Here is a 15,904-nt window from a genome sequence, read left to right as displayed (position 1 = left end):
CAGCCTCCCAAACCTCATTATAAAATCACTCTAACGGGAGCTTAATAAACACACCCACCTGCAAAAATAGCTAAAAACAACCCAAACACAAATATAATTAGCGATGCTTTCCCGTAATTTTGGAGGGTCTCATTCTGGGTCGCAAACGCTAAAGCTAAAAAGACGAAGAAGTTAATAAAAGGAATGGCTGTCAGAATTAAAATGATCACCCAAGTTCCGATCGATACGACATCATCATTAGATGGCCCCCAGTTCGGACCAGAACCACCATTATTTTCATTTAAAAATCGGTCGTGTTTATATTTACTTTCATAAGCATCATGGTACGGGTCCAAATTCGCCACCTCCGAATAATATGTAAACCTTCATCCTAGTAAAAAGTTACTTGCATTCAATTTACAGAAATTACTGACAAATTAAATATTAACATATATTTGCCATTTCAACAAAAAAGAGGTGTCATCAACACCTCTTTACATACACAAGAATTAATAATGATTTTCTGCTGCCATCGCGATTTCTTTTGTTTCATGAACTGTTCCGTATGGATGTTCAGGTGGCGCATAGATTGAGTAAAGCTTAAGTGGGACGTTACTTAAATTGGTTAAATTATGCCATTTTCCAGCTGGGACAAAGATCGCATAGCCCGGGCGAACTTCCGCTTGAAAATCTAGGTTATGCTCTGAATCTCCCATTTGCACTAATCCGTGACCCTGTTCAACACGTAAGAATTGATCAAGGTCTGGATGAAGTTCTAAGCCAATATCTTCTCCAACGTCGATACTCATCAACGTAAGCTGTAAGTATTCACCGGTCCATAAAGCCGTGCGGAAAGTATTGTTTTGCTTGGTTATTCCGGCGATATCGACAACATATGGATTGGTTCCGTAATCTTGAATGCTCTGAGTACTGTAGCCATATTTCTGAGGTGGTTGCTGGTGACCCCAATGTTGATTCATCCATTGATAATACATATGGTCATACCATTGTTCAGGACAACACGGACGATAATACATCATTTATCTCCTCCTAAAAATCATTTATCCACTGTATACTATGTTATTGACCACATTTTGGTAATAAATTTTATGTTTGCGAAAATAAGTGATGGCCTCTGTTCCCAGTATGTGATCTATTACCGACTTTCCGGGCAATGACGTGCACTCTCTTTTCCCGGTAACTGCCCTCTGACTGACTTTCCGGGCAATGACGTGCGCTCTCTATTCCAGGTAACTGCCCTATGACGGACTTTCCGGGCAGTGATACGTGTTCTCTTTTCCCGGTAACTGCCCTATGACGGACTTTCCGGGCAATGACACACCCTCTCTTTTCCCGGTAACTTCCCTATGACCGACCTTCCGGGCAATGACATGCGATCTCTTTTCCCGGTAGCTGCCCTATTACCGACTTTCCGGGCAATGACGTGCACTCTCTTTTCCCGGTAACTGCTCTATGACCGACTTTCCGGGCAATGACGTGCGCTCTCTTTTCCCGGTACTCGCTCTATGACTGACTTTCCGGGCAATGACGTGCACTCTCTTTTCCCGGTAACTGCCCTCTGACTGACTTTCCGGGCAATGACACACGATCTCTATTCCAGGTAACTGCTCTATGACTGACTTTCCGGGCAGTGATACGTGTTCTCTTTTCCCGGTAGCTGCCCTATGACTGACTTTCCGGGCAGTGATACGTGTTCTCTTTTCCCGGTAACTGCCCTATGACCGACTTTCCGGGCAATGACACACCCTCTCTTTTCCCGGTACTCGCTCTTAAACCGACCTTCCGGGCAATGACACACCCTCTCTTTTCCCGGTAGCTGCCCCCTGACTCGTGCACCGGTAATGAAACATTCGCTCTCTTCCCGGTGCACAGCTGTTAATCACTTCACCCGTCATAGAAAAACCAGTAGCCCGAAAACTAACCCACCGTACTATAATCATCCAAAAATAAACGACCTTAGCTCTTCATAATACTGAGCTAAGGCCGTATGATCACCACTTATAGACGTTCACAGAGTAAGGTTCATCCAACTCAAAAGCAGTACTGCCCATAATATCCATTCCCATTTGTTCATCGCTTAAAACGGCTTCCCTTCATACAATTCCCAATCCTCGAGTAACGCCCACGTAATACCAGGCTCACCATTGTCAGATTTCATAACCCCGACATAAACATGATCATTGAATCTGCCCGTCGTTTCATAGTGCTGAGCGATTTCTTTATTGGTTTGGGTGACGTCTTCATTTGGAATATCTCGATAGGGAATCCACTTCAACTCCCCTTCTTCACTTGCAACTAAATCAGATTCCTTACTCATTTCACCGAAGAAAATATACTGAATCCGAATTTCCTCAACACCCTTCATCCTGTAAAGAATATAGCGTAGTTGTAAATTATGATAATCATCGTTATCTAAGCCAGATTCTTCTTCAATTTCTCGAATACATGCTGATTCTGGAGCATTCATCTCGCCTTCTTTCATATGCCCTCCCACCGGAACGAGCATACCACTAAGGAATGATGCATCTTCTTTCTTCTGTAAAAATAAAACCTCTTCATCTTCGTTAAATAAATAAGCAGCTGCGAATTGCTTTAGCTTCATCATTGCGTCATCCTTTGTTTGTAATTGGTATAGTACGCTAAAATTAGTTTGGTTGAATCACTTAGTTTTATAGGATTTTAAAAAAATTTAGCATAACTTCACCAAAAAAACAATCGAAATCCACAAAAGTCGTTCGGTCACCTTTTCCTAGAACCCTCCAAAATTGGTCGGTTTCTGACGTGATTTTTCTTTTGCTATTTCAACTTCAAGTTCTTTTTCCTGCTCACTTTTTTCTCTGTTCTGCAGGTGTGAACGTGGGTGTTTTTTCTTTTTGCGCCGATCGAAAAAAATCATTAATGCTAAAACTAAAACAACCAACAGACCCCATAACATATTCTCAATCATTGAATAACCTCCACAGTGCATAGTCTCGATTACATAAAGCTCTTCAGGTGTTAATCTAGATTCTTCTCGATTCTTCTGACAACTTCTCGGTAGAAATCCATATGATGTGGAACAAAATCATCAATTCCAACTCGCTCACAAATTGAATATTTACGTCCGTCTTTTGTTATTTGAAACCCGTCAACCTTGACTCGTTCTTTTTTTCCAAACCATAGCTCACTGAAATCCCCAAAGCTCATTTTGACCATTCCAGCGACTTCATCAGGTTGAATCGTTAAATCTTCTAAGCTTAATTCACTTTTATATAAAAATACATGAGAAAATTCTCGGTCGATAAACTCTCCGTCTTCTATTGTAAAATTGATCACCCCGAGTGGCTCTAGCACTTCAAACGACACATCGATTCCGATTTCTTCTTTAACCTCACGCACCCCATCTTCAACCGCTTCATTTGCTAACAGATGACCAGCAGCTGATATGTCTAAAAGGTTTGGATAATCTTTCTTCTTTTGACTACGAAGTTGCAAGTAAACATCATATTGACCTGCCCGTTTACCAATTAACCAACAATGGAAAGCCTCATGCCATAGCCCTTGTTTATGTACTTCTTTACGTGAAGCCACACCGATTTGATTATGTTCTCGATCAAAAATTTTCAATTGTTCTTCGCCCATGCTTACTCCCCTACTCATTATTTCTTTTGCCTTGCTCTTCTAATGCCTAGCCCCATCACGATTCCAGCTAAGCCGAAGAACGTGATAAAAACCATATAATTCAAGTTATTTCCTTCATCAACATAAAGGCTAATGGCAATAATGGCAAGCACAAATCCTATGATCAATACTCCCCAGCGACTAATAAACTGTCCCATTCCAATACCTCCAAGATTTACTAGAGTGATTAAATTTGCCATTTATATGGAACTAACACTCACATAATACCACAAAATGACAAATGAAGGGGAAAAACAACGAGCGAATCTAATTGAGATTTAATCCAAAAACCACTCATCGTCTTTTGGCTTCTTCGGCCTTTTTAGACTTTCTAATTCATTTAAAATATCTTGGTTTTGTTGTTTAAGCATTTCGACTTGTTTTAAAGCGCTTTCATTTTGCTGTTTAAGCTGTTCGACCTGATCGTCATATTTTTCCGAAGTCATGACCAACTTCTCTTTGGTTAACGCATAAATAAAAAGAGCGGTGACGATCACGACAATGATAGTTGGTAAGTGAAAGATGATTAGATCAAAAAATCCAGGTATATGCATAGATGCACCTCCTTGTATTGATGAATATTCACCAATCTAAAGACTCCAAATAAGCTGCGATATCATGATGAATCTTCTCACGTTCATCCCCTAAAGTCATGATATGCCCAGAGTTCTTATACCATTTCAATTGTTTTTCTTCGGTATGGATCCGTTCAAAAATCAGCTTGGCACTCTCATGGTATAGCTGTTCATCCAAGCATCCTTGCAGTATGAATGTTGGGGTGGTGATCGACGTCAGTTTTTCGCTTGTTGTTAAAATGAATTGTTGTAAACCTTTTAATGAGGTAGTTGGTAGTGACTGCTCTAATTGACTCAATTCTACATGGATCTCGGCAGGATTTTTACCCTCAAGTTTTTTGTATCCCGTCGCGTAATCGAGTACGCGCTTTTTTAGATCCTCGACGCTCTTCTCTTTAGCAGGTGCCGACATCGTCGCGATCCCTGTTACCGGTCGTTTCATACCCAGTTTAAGTGAAAAAACACCACCTAGTGACACCCCAACGACAGCAATCCTTTCGTATCCTTTAGACTTCAAGAAATCATATCCTGAAATCACATCCTGCCACCAATCTTCAGGACTCGTATGGATCAATTGTTCTGGCTTTCCCCCATGACCTTTGTATAAAGGGGCATGACATGTATAACCACGGTTATGCAAGTACTTCGCAAGTCTTCTAACGTCGACTGTACTGCCAGTAAAACCATGAAGTAATAAGACGGCTCTGTTTCCAGCTATATTTGTGATGGGTTTTGGTGTAACGATTTTCATGATTTCAAACTCCTTTATGGACTTAGATGTAAAGTTAATTATTTTTGAAATTACCTGGCCTCTATTTTATACTCTAGCTGAATACTCGTTAAAGGAGCGCGACAATTTTGATTGAAGTCTATACAGATGGTGCAGCTAAAGGAAACCCTGGCCTAAGTGGGGCTGGTATTTACATTAAAGCTCACGGAAAACAATATGAATACGCCATTCCACTTGGAACGCTTACGAGCCATGAAGCCGAATTTATGGCTGTGATTAAGGCACTAGAGATTTGCCAAGAACATTTTCCTGATGAGATTTTATCTTTTCGATCAGACTCTCAGATTGTCGTCGATGTACTGGAAAAGGAATATACAAAAAATAAATCATTTCTACCTTATTTAGAAAAAATAACCGATATGGCTAACCCTTTTCCCTTCTTTTTCATTAAATGGATTCCCAAAAAGCAAAATAAACATGCCGACCAATTGGCCAGTGAAGCTATTCAACTGAATGAGTAGCATGGTACGATACGCTTATTCACTTGCCCATACTACCTTTCCTTAGCCTCTTTCATCACCACACCGTTTCAAAAACTTCCTCACGCTGTTCCCACTTTCCGTTCAGTTAAAGAAATAATGAGTTATGAAGTTAGATATTAAGATATTTTTCTGAATCTTAACATTTATTTTACCATACTTAATAAGCAGGAAATTTTTTATGGTAAATCTTTGTAACGAAATTGTAATCTTTACGTCTAACTAAAACAACAGATAAATTTATGGAAAGTGGTGAAGATGTGTTGAAAAAAATAATTTGGTCGATCAGTGTGATGACTATAATTGGTTTCGGCGTTTTAATTTTTAATCTAACGACAAACAATATATCAGCCGAAATCCCTTCAGCATCAAGTTATGTATCGACGTCTAAAGATTGGTCTATTCACTTTGACGATTCAATGGACCCAAGTACATTTACAGATGAAACAGTAACTGTATTAGATGAAGAAGGACACCCTGTTTCAGTCGATTTTGATTGGAATAAGGACCATACGATTTTAACTTTGTATTCCCCGGAAGATGGATATCAGTTAGATGAAACCTATCAGATCGATATTTCCGATGAGGTTCAAACGGCGAATGGAAAGCAGTTATCTCAATCCTTTGTTCACTCATTTGAAACAGTTGCAGAATTACCAAACATTGAAAGTGAGGAACAACTATGGGCACTATTAGATGAACGAGCTGAGGCTCGAGAACAGTCAAAACCTCAACAAATGCAAGATGAAAGTGCTGATGGTGCACGGGAAAGTCTCGGTTTAGGAGCTGGAGATGATTCATCGGCTAGCAATGAGGCATCAACTTCTGAAACGAATGTTCAAGTCGACGGCATCGATGAAGGTGACATCGTTAAATCAGATGGTGACTATATTTATTTTGCGAGACAAGATGATATTGTTATCGCTTCTTCGGATGATGAGGATAGTCGTGTCGTTAGTCAAATCAGTGAAGATAATTACCATATCCAAGAGTTATACTTGCACGATGATTTACTAATTACCATTGGATCAACACACGAGCCGATTCGAGAGATGGATGAAAATTCAAATCAGGGAACTGAAGCAGAGACCATGATTTATCCTCCTATGATGACCCAGACAACTGTTTACGTATATGACATGGCTGATCGTGAAGATCCTGAGCAAATTAGAGAGTTTTCCATGGAAGGGTCCTTGTCAGCTGCTCGTTTAATGGACGGTTACCTATATTTGGTTGGGAACAATCGCCCACCTGTTCATATTTTGAGAAATGAAGATGATGAGCCCCAGGATGATATAGATGTTCGACCATTTATTAAAGATACAGCTGTTAGCGATGAAGGTGAGCCGATTGATTTTGAAGACTTATACTTCTTCCCCGAAAGTGATGATGAAAGCTTCATGCTATTGGGCTCGCTCGATTTAAATAATATGAATGAAGAGGCTAATGTTGAAACTTATTTAGGTGCATCAAACCAGATGTACATGTCAGAGGATCATATTTATACAGCCGTGAACAAATATAATACAGAATCAGCGAATAATGATGATACCTCGGATCGAATAATGATTGCGCGACCAGCAAATACAGAAATTAACCAATTTAAAATCGATGATGGAGAAATCACGTTCAACACGTCAACTGTCGTCAATGGAACTTTATTGAACCAATTTTCAATGGATGAAAGAGACGGCACATTTAGAGTGGCGACAACTAAAGGCGATATGTGGGATGATGAGGAACCATCAACTAACAATTTATACACCTATGATTTGGACTTGAACCCGTTAGGTGCAGTTGAAGGCTTAGCTGAAGGGGAACAAATTTTCAGTGTCCGGTTTATGGACCAAGTCGCTTACATGGTCACGTTTGAACAAGTCGATCCATTATTCGTGATCGATTTGGAAGACCCAAGTGACCCTGAAGTTTTAGGCGAATTAAAAATTCCAGGCTTTAGTAATTACCTGCACCCTCTTGATGATGACCATGTTGTAGGATTTGGACAGCATACCGAACTCAAGGAAGTCGAATGGTCTGATGAACCCATTGTCCGTCAAGTTGGCTTAAAACTATCAGTATTTGATGTCAGTGATCCATATAGTCCCGAAGAAAAGCACATTGAAATACTTGGTGAAGGTGCTGCCCATTCAGAAGTCACCTATAACCATAAGATCTTATATCAACACCCTGAAGAGGAAAATCTCTTTGGTTTCCCAGCTGAATTAATGGAAACAGAAGAAGTTACAAGAGATGGTCACACTTATGAAGAACATTCATTTATTTTTGAAGGGGCCTTTTTATATGATATCTCTCCCGATGATGGTATTACGTTAAGAGATAACATCACCCACCAAGAACCCGACATTGACCACCCGGACTGGGAATCGCGCGTCATGCGCATGGTATCTGTAGGAGACACGCTCTACACCCTATCACAAGACCGAATGAATGTTTATGATCTATCGAGTGGTTCTGTGATCGATACAGTTGAACTACCTGAGCGACAGCAAAGATATTAGTCTTGGTGTCAGTTATGAGTTTTCCGACGTTCGCCGGATTAATTCGGCGTTCGCCGGAAAGCTTAAATTTTCGCCGAATTCCCTGCTCACTTCTCCGGAAAAATTTTCGCCGAATTTCCCCCACCCACTTCACCAGAAAGTAACTAATATTCCAGTTTCGTTTATCAAATTGACATATCTATGAAGCATCCAATCTGTTAAAATAAACATAATCATTTATCGATAAGGAAGATTTCATGAACCAAGTAGCCCTCGATCAATTAAATTACTACTTTGGTTACGCTTCTTTTCGCCCTGGACAAGAAGCTGCCATAAGCCATATATTAAATCATCACCATACATTAGCAGTCATGCCTACAGGTGGTGGTAAATCGCTATGCTACCAAATTCCAAGTCTTGTCCAAGATGGAACAGCACTTGTTATTTCACCTCTTATTTCATTGATGAAAGATCAAGTCGATGCACTCACAACATTAGGAATCCCAGCAACCTATATTAATAGCTCGATTTCGACCATGGAACAAGAACAGCGACTTGAGTCTATGTCAAATGGTGATTATAAGTTGGTTTACGTAGCTCCAGAACGTTTTGAATCACCTTACTTTATCAACAAAATGAACGAGACTCACTTATCGTTAATTGCATTTGATGAAGCCCATTGTATCTCTCAATGGGGGCATGATTTCCGACCTAGCTACCGTTCTGTTGTATCTAATCTCAATAAGCTGAAACAAAGACCACCACTTATGGCCTTGACGGCAACTGCAACTCAACATGTCATCGATGATATTCAAAACCTATTAACGATTGAACCCCAGCATACCGTGATCACTGGTTTTTCTAGAGAAAATCTCCATTTTAATTTAATAAAAGGCATGAATAAAAATGATTTTCTTCTTAATTATTTAGCTAAGCATACCCATGAGTCTGGAATCATTTACACACCAACTCGAAAACTAACTGAACAAGTCTTTGAACTTTTAAACAATAGTGGGTATAAAGTCGGCCGTTACCATGCGGGAATGTCAGAAGATGAGCGAAAAGAGGCACAAGCTGCATTTATTTCCGATGATGCCGACATCATGGTTGCGACAAACGCCTTTGGAATGGGGATTGATAAGTCAAACGTGCGATTTGTGATTCACTACTCAATGCCAATGAACATTGAATCCTATTACCAAGAAGCTGGTCGTGCGGGAAGGGATGGTGAAGTAAGTGAATGTTATCTCTTATTTTCTGCTCAAGACATTCAGTTGCAAAAATTCCTACTAGAACAATCGACACTTGGTGAAGACGTGAAAAACGAGGAATATAAAAAGTTACAAGATATGATTAGCTATTGCTATACACATCAGTGTCTACCGAGTTATATATTAAATTACTTTGGCGACACTGAGCACGAACCGTGTGGCCATTGTAGTAACTGTCGCGATGATGCTGATCGACAAGACATCACCAAAGAAGCACAAATGATTCTTTCCTGTGTGAAACGGATGGGAGAACGATTTGGTGTCTCCTTAACCTCCAAGGTTCTTAAAGGATCTAAAAGTCAGAAAGTGCTAGATTTTAACTTTCAGCATTTATCAACCTATGGACTGCTTCAACACTATACAGAAAAAGAAATTACTAATCTTATAAACTACCTTTTGGCTGATGGTTATCTGAGTACGACGGCTTCTCAATTTCCTGTATTACAGCTTAACCAAGCATCAATTGACGTGTTAAAAGGATCAAAGCAAGTTTGGATTAAGCAGTTTAAAGAAAAACGACTAGAAATTAATAAGGATGACCAAGAGCTATTCGAACGTCTACGCGAGCTCAGGAAAACAATTGCTAGGGAAAAAGGCGTACCACCATACCAAGTTTTTTCCGATGCCACCTTAAAAGAGATGTCACGAACACTTCCTAAAAATCAAGTTTCAATGCTACAAGTTAAAGGTGTCGGCCAAACTAAATTCGAACAATTTGGGGAAGACTTCTTGGTCAAGATAAACGAGTTTATTGAAGAAAAAGGTGATGACTTAAGTTTACTTGAAGAAATTCCAAAGAGCATACCTCAAAAGACTCGGGAAAAACCTAATGAACCCACTCATATGACTAGCTATCAATTATTTATAGAGGGAAACACCCTAAAAGAGATTGCAAGTACCCGAGACCTCACCACCTCAACCATTGAGAAGCATCTATTTAAAGCTTTCGGTGAAGGTCATGAACTTGATTGGAGCTACTTTTTCAATAGCGAAATTGAGCAGTTGATCTTACAGGAAGTTAAGGCTTATAATGATCAACCCATTCGTCTCAAACCTATTAAAGAAAGACTTCCTGACGAGATTAGCTATACGACTATTAAAGCTGTTTTAGTTAAACATGACTATTAAAAAAACATCCGGCCAGGGGAAATTCATCTCTTGGTCGGATGTTTTACGGTTGAAACGTTTGTTAAGGGGCGTTATCCTGGCGTTCTGATATTCTAATCCGGCCGTGAGCAGCTCTTGTCCGACTGTCAGATGCTCCTGTCCGACTTTCAGCTCCTCTTATCCGGCTGTCAACTGCTCCTGTCCGGCCGTCAGCTCCTCCTGTCCGGCCGTCAGCTCCTCCTATCCGACCGTCAGCTCTTCCTATCCGGCCGTCAGCTCCTCCTATCCGGCCGTCAGCTCCTCCTGTCCGACCGTCAGCGCTCCTGTCCGGCTGTCAGATGCTCCTGTCCGACTCTCAGCTCCTCTTATCCGGCTGTCAACTGCTCCTGTCCGGCTGTCAGCCCCCTCTGTCCGACTGTCAGCAAATTCATTCACTTTTTTCTACTAACTTAGGAATAAAGTAAGAAATTGCCGCTGCAACTAAAGCGATAGCCAAAGTCATATCCACTGCTCCACCTGTGATTGTTACTTCTCGTGGGGCATTAGCACTTGCCTCCCATGCTTCAGATAGATCAAGGCTATAAGTAGCAGTTAATATAAGTCCTGCCCCCCACTGAAATGCTAAAAATAGTACAATAAAACTAGCTAGATAAATCAAAAATCTCTTCATAAATTAACTCTCCTTACTGCGATATGCTTTCTCAGTTATACGCGATGAATTCCTGCCATTTGTATTGGTAGTTGATTACGGCTACACCTGCGTGGAAGTTTTTATCAGACTTTCATGAAATTCATCAATAAAAACCTCTATTCACCATTTATGTGGCGTGATTCCACAATTAATTATGATGATTCTACATTAAACTCATACGATTCATAAATAAATTGCTTCTATTCCATAATAAAACTTCCCATTCAATAATAATAGTCCCTATTCATTAATAAAACTCCCTATTCATCAATTAATGCCACTATTCATTAATAAAACTCCCATTTCATCAATTAATGCTCCTATTCATGAATAAAACTCCCAATTCATTAATAGATCCACAGCATATGCGTTAATTAATCTAGCGATTCCACAATTTATTAAAAGAAAAGAGTTTGATTGAATCAATCAAACTCTTTTTCCACCTTAAAATTCAAATATCTCGAACGACTCAGCGATTTTTATGATTTCTTCTTTTGGTAATAGGTCACCTTCGTCGCTTCTGATCGCGATGTTAAAGACAACTTCGCCTTCTTGCCAAAGAAGCTCTTGTACAAACTCTCGCTGATCATACCTTGCTTCTATATCACCATTAAGGGTCACTGCTTCAAAATCATCTTTTTCACTCAGCTGCATATGCTGATCATCTAAATAAACGGTTAGTTGATATCTAGGTTCTTCTTCTGAAAAATAATTAATCCCTGGCGTTAAATAGTCAGGGTCATCTCCTTGCACATAATGTACCTGACCATCTTTTGGCTCCCGGTCACCCCAATACAACTCATCATATTCAATCTCACCGATCTCAAATGGAGCATAGGTCGGAAACTTCAAGACGTGATCAAATTTCTCCAGTTCTTCTATTCCCCGAAGCTCCTCTTCAGCTAAAAAAGCAGCACCTCCAAACGGTCCACTTGGCATCACAAAAATAACCATGGCCAACAGCGCGACGGCTAAAGTACCTCCGACAGATATAAACCATCCTTTAATACGACTATCACCAAGTTGTTCTTCTGATTCATCTCTCTCAAGTATATTTTGAAGCATCTTCCTTTTCTTATGTTCTTCTAGTTTCACCTTTGGCATAGACTGAAGCTTCTGATCCAATCGATCTTTATTCATCGAACTGACCTCCTAACTTTTTCTTTAAAGCCTGCTTGGCCCGATGATAGGTCGAACGTGTTTTATTTTCGGTCCACCCTAAGATCTCAGCTGTTTCACTAACCGAAAATTCCTTGATTCCCCGTAGGATCAACACATCCCTATAGTTAGCTTTTAAAGATTGAATGACACCATAAAGCTTCTTATTTTCTTCCTTTAGATCCAATAGTTTTTCTGGTGTTTCTTCGCTTTTCGGCGTCTTAGCTGAATCAAACGGTATGACTGATTTCCACTTATGATGCTGCCGTCGCCTGATTTCGTCAATTGCTAAATGACGTGCAATGCTAAATAACCACGTCTTTGGATTGGCATTGCCTTCATATGAATCGAGCCCATTCATTGACTTAATAAAAACTTCCTGTAGTAAATCATCAACATCAGTTTCTCCCACACGATAGATTAAGAAGTTGTAGATGTCATCACTATACACTTCGAACCATTCAGCGATTATTCTCTCCTTATCCATACATAACGTCCCCTCTACCTTTTTCTATTTAATTAGACGATACCGACATCTTGTTATCGCACTTTTACATAAAAAAAACGAGCACTAATGGCTCGCTTTTAGAGAGTCGGGTATCTACTTACAATTCATCTTCATCAAACTCAACTAGCCGACCTTCTGTAAATAAGTCCTCAAACTCCGCAAAATATTCTCCAAAAGAAAGGATACCATGCTCCTCGGCATCTCCCGCACTTCCTACAGAATATACCTGCTGAGTCTCTTCATTCCAATAGAGGTTGAAAGAAACATAGTCTTCTTCACCTTTTATATTTTCAATTTGTTCATCAATACTCATGCCTAAGATTCTTCCATCCTCGTCATCTTTAATTTGATAGATCTGAACATTTTCAAATTCCATCGAATATGTATCCTCTTCAATCTCCATCGTTGCTTGTCCAGAAGCCTTTAGAGAATAAGGGTTGTCCTCGATTTTCTCACGATGGTTAATCAATACCTCCAGTTTCCCTTTGGTGTCTTCATCGCGCATATCAATCCCTAACTTTTCTTGGATTGGTTCTACATACATCGAAGTCTGGCTTGCCACTTCATTCATAATATCTGTGTTCATTTTGGCGCTAATTTCCCAACCCGAATCGCTAACCTCCATAAACGGATCCTCTCCAGTTTGAGAAGTAGCAATTGTCACTGTGCCAATTACTAATAATACTAGAATAGCTGCAATAATGATAAGTTTTTTTGACATAAAAACGACCCCTTATGATAGAAATCTACTATTATATTTTAGAACTTGTCTATCATGACTTTCCTAACATAGCACAGAATCTTATCCACGCATTAGAACCCTTAGGACAAACAGCCCAATAAGTAAAGCAGCAGCCAAGATAAAAAATAATAAAACTTTATGCTCCCGTTTCATGACGTTATGTCACCCCAACCTTGACGAAGTTTTATCACAACTATACCACCAATCATTCAATTCCTCAAAAAGTCAAAAAAAATTACACGCATGAGAATAGGAAAAGGTAGAGGGAAGGTCAATACTTGATAAATCGTTCTAAAGGAGATGACTTACGGAAGAATATGCAAGCATTATCCTTTCATAAGAAAGGGATAAAATAATTGAAGACTTAACTTTTATTTAATTTTAAATAGATGATGACTTTCCAGACAATCGAAACCATCATGATTATTAAAATCGAGTAGAGTCCCACCTGTAACACAATTTCTGAAACCTGATAACGCTCTGATGATTGTATGGTGACGTCTGGTAAACTACGGTGCTCTTTATCAGTTATTTTCCATGAATGCGGAAATAGATAGGACAATAGATAAATAGCTGTATAAAAAAAGGAGGGCATAACTAATGCTTTAATTACCACACTATCAATACTTAAGTCGTCACGTTGCATTAGAATTGTTAACGAAATAAAAATTAGACTAATAACGATCATCCCACACCAAATCCACATATTGTAAATGCCTACTTGGGAAACACTTGTAAAACTTCCACCAAAATAGCCACCCAGGATCATGGAGCCTATGACATACATAGGAACGATGATCATTAATGAGATGACTAGAAATTTCTCGATTTTCACCTTCACCACTCCCTGGAGTTAAGTTAAGGAATATAAAGCTCCTTAATTAAAACAACCTCCCCATCATTTTCAAACAGCTGAAGGAAGTTACCACCCTTTCGTTCCATCTCATCCCATTCTACATTCACAAGAGTCGAAGGGTTTTCTAACATATAAATGGGAACATCTCGATCTATAGTTAAAGTATCGTCATCTTGTTCTTCAAGATAAAATCCGTTCGGGGCGCTGTCATCATTGATTTTTTCAGCGTATGTAATATTTATTTCTAAGTCCCCTCTATCATTTTGCGTGTCCTCTAAAATGGCTGTTTGTGTATCCATTGCTAGGCTAATCGCCTCATTCAGTACATGAAGATCTTGTGATACCCTCGATGTATAGTCATTTAACTCTTTATTGGAATCCTCTAAAGAGTTGATATCGTCCTCATAATATTGAATCACCGATTGCTGATCCATCATCGTTTGTTCAAGGTAATTAATCCGATTCTCCATTTCGGATAATTTATTTTGCATTTCATCCGAGTTTGTCTGATCGGTACAACCAGTGACAAATAAGGTTATAACTGGAACCATCACCAAGCAAATTTTCCTCAAAATCATTCGCCTCCGATTCGCTTTTCATGACTCATTAACTAAATCTTAACATTATTTTCTTTGTAATAGTAGGATATTTTTAACTTTTCAGAAATTTTCTGCAATCCTTTACCCTATCAATTAAAGCAATTGCCTGCTTGTCGTATTTGACAAGCAGGTCTAACACTTGCATTAATTAGCGCTCCTTTTTAAAGACCCTGCAGACATATCCTTTTCCAAAACCTTTACATTTGGTATTTTCTTCAATTTGGTTAAAACCGTGCTTTTCAAAGATTTCTTGATAATTTCGTGGAAAATGTCTACTAGAATCCCATGTTTCATCCTCTATAATAATAAGATAGGAATGAGTAACCCTTGAAATCTCTTTAAAAACCCAGTCACTATCAGGGTGAATGTGTTCAAGGACTGCCATTGAAAAAGTTAAATCAAAATGGTCATCTTTAAAGTTAGTTATTACCTCTTCAATGGTGCCTTCATAAATATCTGCCTCTCTTCCTAGATCCGGAAAGTGTTTATTTAACAGTTGAACGGCTTCCTCATTTATCTCGATTCCTGCTACCTTTTGATAACCTCGTTCAAATAAAAAATTTAAATTTCTACCTATATTGCAACCAGGCTCTAGTAGTCGGGCATTTTGATCGACATATTTTTGTATATAGTTGTAAAGAAACTCAGACCGAGTCAACTTTCTTAAATACCGTTCTGGTCTATTATTATCCCCCGGTTTTTTCCAATACTCATGTAAAGCTTTAGATTCATTATGGTCCATATCCCATCATTCCTTTATTAAGTAGTTCCATAATTTATATTATTCCATTCTAGAAAGATAGGGTGAGTATATGACCGTGTTATATTTAATTGGTTAAAGTATCATGGAAATAAAAAAGAGAGGATTTAATCCTCTCTATCATCATTAGTTGGTATTTGGAAAGATGGTCGGGCACTGTGGTGGTCTAGTTGGTGCTGGGCATGGTTGCACAGGTAGTAAGTCTCTTGG

At 39.2% G+C, this 15,904-nt stretch carries 18 protein-coding genes; 3 read left to right on the top strand and 15 right to left on the bottom strand.

Annotated features, from left to right (window positions below; genetic code table 11):
• Positions 1-41 precede the first annotated feature (41 nt).
• The 8 genes from HWQ49_RS00090 to HWQ49_RS00055 form a co-directional block, all read right to left on the bottom strand.
• A complete protein-coding gene (locus HWQ49_RS00090) occupies positions 42-335 on the bottom strand; it encodes a hypothetical protein (RefSeq protein ID WP_188205542.1) in 294 nt (97 codons plus the stop codon).
• A 153-nt stretch (positions 336-488) separates the two neighbouring features.
• On the bottom strand, positions 489-1,016 hold the full coding sequence (locus HWQ49_RS00085; RefSeq protein ID WP_188206479.1) for a cupin domain-containing protein: 528 nt from the start codon (positions 1,014-1,016) through the stop codon (positions 489-491).
• Between the two features lie 1,061 nt (positions 1,017-2,077).
• On the bottom strand, positions 2,078-2,602 hold the full coding sequence (locus HWQ49_RS00080) for an NUDIX hydrolase (RefSeq protein WP_188205541.1): 525 nt from the start codon (positions 2,600-2,602) through the stop codon (positions 2,078-2,080).
• A 147-nt stretch (positions 2,603-2,749) separates the two neighbouring features.
• Positions 2,750-2,947 carry a hypothetical protein gene (locus tag HWQ49_RS00075; protein ID WP_188205540.1) on the bottom strand — a complete coding sequence of 66 codons (198 nt, stop codon included), beginning with the start codon at positions 2,945-2,947 and terminating at the stop codon, positions 2,750-2,752.
• Between the two features lie 50 nt (positions 2,948-2,997).
• Positions 2,998-3,621, bottom strand: coding sequence for an NUDIX hydrolase (locus HWQ49_RS00070; protein WP_188205539.1), 624 nt, complete (start codon positions 3,619-3,621; stop codon positions 2,998-3,000).
• A gap of 17 nt (positions 3,622-3,638) precedes the next feature.
• Entirely contained in the window at positions 3,639-3,818 is a 180-nt protein-coding gene (locus tag HWQ49_RS00065; protein ID WP_188205538.1) for a hypothetical protein, read from the bottom strand.
• A gap of 120 nt (positions 3,819-3,938) precedes the next feature.
• Entirely contained in the window at positions 3,939-4,214 is a 276-nt protein-coding gene (locus HWQ49_RS00060) for a hypothetical protein (RefSeq protein WP_188205537.1), read from the bottom strand.
• A gap of 28 nt (positions 4,215-4,242) precedes the next feature.
• Positions 4,243-4,986 carry an alpha/beta hydrolase gene (locus HWQ49_RS00055; RefSeq protein WP_188205536.1) on the bottom strand — a complete coding sequence of 248 codons (744 nt, stop codon included), beginning with the start codon at positions 4,984-4,986 and terminating at the stop codon, positions 4,243-4,245.
• A 107-nt stretch (positions 4,987-5,093) separates the two neighbouring features.
• Between HWQ49_RS00055 and HWQ49_RS00050 the strand changes: the two genes are divergently transcribed.
• The 3 genes from HWQ49_RS00050 (at position 5,094) to recQ (ending at position 10,401) form a co-directional block, all read left to right on the top strand.
• Complete coding sequence (locus HWQ49_RS00050; protein WP_188205535.1) at positions 5,094-5,486, top strand: ribonuclease HI family protein; 393 nt, start codon at positions 5,094-5,096, stop codon at positions 5,484-5,486.
• 278 nt (positions 5,487-5,764) lie between these two features.
• Positions 5,765-8,023, top strand: a complete 2,259-nt coding sequence (locus HWQ49_RS00045; RefSeq protein ID WP_188205534.1) for a beta-propeller domain-containing protein — start codon at positions 5,765-5,767, stop codon at positions 8,021-8,023.
• A 236-nt stretch (positions 8,024-8,259) separates the two neighbouring features.
• On the top strand, positions 8,260-10,401 hold the full coding sequence (gene recQ, locus HWQ49_RS00040) for a DNA helicase RecQ (protein ID WP_188205533.1): 2,142 nt from the start codon (positions 8,260-8,262) through the stop codon (positions 10,399-10,401).
• Between the two features lie 406 nt (positions 10,402-10,807).
• Here recQ and HWQ49_RS00035 read toward each other — a convergent pair whose 3' ends face one another.
• The 7 genes from HWQ49_RS00035 to HWQ49_RS00005 all read right to left on the bottom strand — a co-directional run bounded on the left by HWQ49_RS00035 (position 10,808) and on the right by HWQ49_RS00005 (position 15,676).
• A complete protein-coding gene (locus HWQ49_RS00035) occupies positions 10,808-11,050 on the bottom strand; it encodes a hypothetical protein (RefSeq protein WP_188205532.1) in 243 nt (80 codons plus the stop codon).
• Positions 11,051-11,515: 465 nt separating this feature from the next.
• Positions 11,516-12,211 carry a hypothetical protein gene (locus HWQ49_RS00030; protein WP_188205531.1) on the bottom strand — a complete coding sequence of 232 codons (696 nt, stop codon included), beginning with the start codon at positions 12,209-12,211 and terminating at the stop codon, positions 11,516-11,518.
• Positions 12,204-12,716, bottom strand: a complete 513-nt coding sequence (locus HWQ49_RS00025) for an RNA polymerase sigma factor (protein ID WP_188205530.1) — start codon at positions 12,714-12,716, stop codon at positions 12,204-12,206. The genes HWQ49_RS00030 and HWQ49_RS00025 overlap by 8 nt, the downstream gene beginning before the upstream one ends.
• A gap of 118 nt (positions 12,717-12,834) precedes the next feature.
• Entirely contained in the window at positions 12,835-13,458 is a 624-nt protein-coding gene (locus tag HWQ49_RS00020) for a hypothetical protein (protein WP_188205529.1), read from the bottom strand.
• Positions 13,459-13,843: 385 nt separating this feature from the next.
• Positions 13,844-14,314: a hypothetical protein gene (locus tag HWQ49_RS00015; protein WP_188205528.1), complete on the bottom strand. Its 471-nt coding sequence runs from the start codon at positions 14,312-14,314 to the stop codon at positions 13,844-13,846.
• A 23-nt stretch (positions 14,315-14,337) separates the two neighbouring features.
• Positions 14,338-14,907 (bottom strand): hypothetical protein, encoded by a 570-nt coding sequence (locus tag HWQ49_RS00010; protein ID WP_188205527.1) that lies wholly within the window; start codon positions 14,905-14,907, stop codon positions 14,338-14,340.
• A 175-nt stretch (positions 14,908-15,082) separates the two neighbouring features.
• Positions 15,083-15,676 carry a class I SAM-dependent methyltransferase gene (locus HWQ49_RS00005; RefSeq protein ID WP_188205526.1) on the bottom strand — a complete coding sequence of 198 codons (594 nt, stop codon included), beginning with the start codon at positions 15,674-15,676 and terminating at the stop codon, positions 15,083-15,085.
• Between the last annotated feature and the right edge of the window lie 228 nt (positions 15,677-15,904).

The sequence above is a fragment of the Alkalibacillus aidingensis genome, assembly GCF_014595945.1.
Taxonomy (GTDB): domain Bacteria; phylum Bacillota; class Bacilli; order Bacillales; family Alkalibacillaceae; genus Alkalibacillus; species Alkalibacillus aidingensis.
Note: the sequence above shows the minus strand (reverse complement) of the source record. Positions and strands in the feature narration are given on the sequence as shown.

What these genes read in the sequence shown, in the direction of transcription:
- HWQ49_RS00085 (WP_188206479.1), bottom strand. Translation starts at nt 1,016, where the DNA reads ATGTATTATCGTCCGTGTTGTCCTGAACAATGGTATGACCATATGTAT.
- HWQ49_RS00080 (WP_188205541.1), bottom strand. Translation starts at nt 2,602, where the DNA reads ATGAAGCTAAAGCAATTCGCAGCTGCTTATTTATTTAACGAAGATGAA.
- HWQ49_RS00075 (WP_188205540.1), bottom strand. Translation starts at nt 2,947, where the DNA reads ATGATTGAGAATATGTTATGGGGTCTGTTGGTTGTTTTAGTTTTAGCA.
- HWQ49_RS00070 (WP_188205539.1), bottom strand. Translation starts at nt 3,621, where the DNA reads ATGGGCGAAGAACAATTGAAAATTTTTGATCGAGAACATAATCAAATC.
- HWQ49_RS00065 (WP_188205538.1), bottom strand. Translation starts at nt 3,818, where the DNA reads ATGGGACAGTTTATTAGTCGCTGGGGAGTATTGATCATAGGATTTGTG.
- HWQ49_RS00060 (WP_188205537.1), bottom strand. Translation starts at nt 4,214, where the DNA reads ATGCATATACCTGGATTTTTTGATCTAATCATCTTTCACTTACCAACT.
- HWQ49_RS00055 (WP_188205536.1), bottom strand. Translation starts at nt 4,986, where the DNA reads ATGAAAATCGTTACACCAAAACCCATCACAAATATAGCTGGAAACAGA.
- recQ (WP_188205533.1), top strand. Translation starts at nt 8,260, where the DNA reads ATGAACCAAGTAGCCCTCGATCAATTAAATTACTACTTTGGTTACGCT.
- HWQ49_RS00035 (WP_188205532.1), bottom strand. Translation starts at nt 11,050, where the DNA reads ATGAAGAGATTTTTGATTTATCTAGCTAGTTTTATTGTACTATTTTTA.
- HWQ49_RS00030 (WP_188205531.1), bottom strand. Translation starts at nt 12,211, where the DNA reads ATGAATAAAGATCGATTGGATCAGAAGCTTCAGTCTATGCCAAAGGTG.
- HWQ49_RS00025 (WP_188205530.1), bottom strand. Translation starts at nt 12,716, where the DNA reads ATGGATAAGGAGAGAATAATCGCTGAATGGTTCGAAGTGTATAGTGAT.
- HWQ49_RS00020 (WP_188205529.1), bottom strand. Translation starts at nt 13,458, where the DNA reads ATGTCAAAAAAACTTATCATTATTGCAGCTATTCTAGTATTATTAGTA.
- HWQ49_RS00005 (WP_188205526.1), bottom strand. Translation starts at nt 15,676, where the DNA reads ATGGACCATAATGAATCTAAAGCTTTACATGAGTATTGGAAAAAACCG.